This window comes from Alcanivorax sp. HI0083 (genome assembly GCF_001635175.1).
Window position 1 is genome coordinate 1 of the sequence record NZ_LWFX01001368.1, and the last position, 2704, is coordinate 2704.

At 61.7% G+C, this 2704-nt stretch carries 3 protein-coding genes; all 3 read right to left on the reverse strand.

The window, feature by feature from the left end; genetic code table 11:
- Positions 1 to 841, reverse strand: an 841-nt coding sequence (locus tag A3754_RS20665) for an ATP-grasp domain-containing protein (protein ID WP_063521190.1), incomplete at its 3' end; no start/stop codon positions are given.
- Between the two features lie 45 nt (positions 842 to 886).
- On the reverse strand, positions 887 to 1378 hold the full coding sequence (gene purE / locus A3754_RS20670) for a 5-(carboxyamino)imidazole ribonucleotide mutase (protein ID WP_007150426.1): 492 nt from the start codon (positions 1376 to 1378) through the stop codon (positions 887 to 889).
- 413 nt (positions 1379 to 1791) lie between these two features.
- Complete coding sequence (locus A3754_RS20675; RefSeq protein ID WP_063521191.1) at positions 1792 to 2625, reverse strand: NAD-dependent epimerase/dehydratase family protein; 834 nt, start codon at positions 2623 to 2625, stop codon at positions 1792 to 1794.
- Between the last annotated feature and the right edge of the window lie 79 nt (positions 2626 to 2704).

Below are 2704 nucleotides of genomic sequence, written 5' to 3' on the forward strand. Positions count from 1 at the left end.
GGGCGTGGACATGCAGGTCGAACTGGGACCAGTCCGCGCCTTCGTGGGTCCAGTGGCCAGAGTTGTGCACCCGCGGGGCAATCTCGTTGACCATCAGCTGGCCATCCACTTCGAAGAACTCCACCGCCATGACGCCGGCGTAATCCAGTTCTTCCATGATGCCCTTGAGCATCTGCTCGGCGGGTTTCTGCAGATCAGAACAGGCGTTGGCCGGTGCCAGGCTCAGGCGCAGAATGCCGTCCACGTGCCAGTTGCGGGTCAGCGGGTAGAACAGGGTTTCGCCGCTGATACTGCGCGCGCCGACGATGGACAGTTCGCGGCTGAACGGAATTTTTTTCTCGACGATGGCCTTGCCGGCCAACTCTGCGGCAGGCACAGCAGACAGGTCGCCGCCCTCGCCCACAATCCAGGTACCACGACCGTCATAGCCGCCACTACGGGCCTTCACGACCACGCCACCAAACTGCGCCACCGCATCATGCAGGTCGTCGGTCTTGTCCAGGGTCACCCAGGGCGCCGTGGGAATGCCCAGCTTGTCGAGCATCGCTTTCTGGGTGAAGCGGTCGGGGATCACTTGCAGGGCGCCGCGCGCCACACAACGATCGCTCTGCGCGAGTTCTGCGGAAAAACCGGTGTCCGGGAAGGCTTCACGTTCCACAGTAATCACCGGGTAGCGTTCCAGGCATTCTTCCCAGCTGATCGGCACGGCCAGGTCCGAAGTGCCCGGCAACAGCAATGCCCGCTCCGGGTCGTAACGGTCCACCACCAGCCCCAGCCGAGCTGCGGCTTCTGCCATCATCAGGCCAAGCTGGCCACCACCAAGAACAAGTACGCGATTCATAGCAGATCCGTCAGAGCAAACAGGGAAAAGAACGGAGCCAGGGGATCAGCCCTGCCCCAGCTCTGCATTGGCCAACACCTCATCCGCGCGGGAGGCTTTCCAGTCGGCGATTTGTTGTAGCAGTTCGGGGTTGTCCGCCGCCAACATCTGGGAAGCCAGCAGGCCGGCATTCCAGGCGCCCGCCGCGCCGATGGCCAGGGTGCCCACGGCCACGCCCTTGGGCATCTGCACGATGGACAGCAGGCTGTCCCAGCCAGACAGGGTACGGCTTTTCACCGGCACACCCAGCACCGGCAGCGGGGTCAGGGAGGCAATCATGCCGGGCAAATGCGCCGCGCCACCGGCGCCGGCGATAATCACCTTGTAGCCGTTCTCGTGGGCGCTTTTGGCAAAGTCGTACATGCGCTGAGGGGTACGATGAGCCGATACCACTTCGGCCTTCCAACCCACATTGAATTGGGTCAGGGCGTCACAGGCTTCTTTCATGGTCTCCCAGTCAGATTGGGACCCCATTACCACGGCAACCGGCGTGCTCATTCGCGTTACTCCATCGCGCCCATCACGGGCTTTTGCAGCGCATCGGCATCTACCCCGGCACCGACACAGAAAAATTTGAGGCGCACACTTTACTAATGCCTGCGCCGGAGGCAAGCCTATCGGCGAAAAAACAACCAATGATCACGTTCCCGGCCGACAGATGGCGATTTTAGCGTGATTTGGCCGGGAATGCGCTTTGGGATCAGTTCAAAGGAGCGAGTTGGAAGTTTAAACGCGGGCCAGGCAGGGCGTGACAGAACCGCCGTGCCCGCGCCCCATGTTGATAGCTGGAGGCAGGTCAAAAGCGTTTTTTACCACAGAGGGCAGCACGACCATCTGAGTTGGCACGCGGACCCAGAGCTTCAGCTTTGATCCAATCCAACCCGCGCCTTTCAACTTTTAACTTTGAACTTTCAACTGCTTCTCTCCGCCAGCACCTGTGCATACCCCTCCGGGTAACCCGGATAGCGCAAGGTGTAGTGCCCTTGCTGGATATACAGGCTGCGCACCTGTTTGCCAGTGGCCGGTTCATCAGGCACCGCCAGGGTCAGCCCCTGTTGGTCCGCCAACCATTTCAGCACATCCAGATTGCGGCCACCTACCGCATCGGTGCCGATCACCAGCGGCGGCATTTCACGGCCCTCCAGCCAGCCCAGCACCACGCTGTGCAGCAGGCCCACGCAGTCGTCGCGGTGAATGCGATTAGTCCACTGGGGCGCCGGCAGGCTTTCTTCTCCACGGGCCAGCCTGGCTGCCTTGTCGATTTGCCGATAACGGCCCGGCCCGTAGATGCCAGTGAAGCGCACCACGGTACTCAAACTGCGGGTGCTGATCTCTTCTTCCGCCGCCAGCAATACCTTGCCGTTATAACGCCCCGGGCGCGGCGGGGTCAGCTCATCGACAACGCCTTCCAGATCGCCGAAAACCGCACTACTGGAAACGAACACCACCGGGGGCAGCGGTTGCTGGCGCCCCAATGCCTCCAGCAGGATCAGTGGCGCACGCACAAAGGCCTGCAAATAACCTTCTTCGCTGTACTCTGACGGCGTCATGATAATCACCAGCAGATCCACCGGGTCCGGCGGCAGCATGGCTGCACCTTCGGTGAGATCCTGGCTGTACAGCTCCACCCCGGCAGGCGCCTGGGTGCCGCGACGAATCGCGCTGATGCGATGTCCGCCCGCCATTAATTGTTCGGCCAGGCCAGTGCCCAGGTCACCCAGGCCGGCAATAAGAATGTGAGACATAACGCTCCTTACGGAGCGCCAGACGCTGGATGCCCCATGCCAGACGCAGACCGCACGTCGGGCATTCGGCATCTAGCGT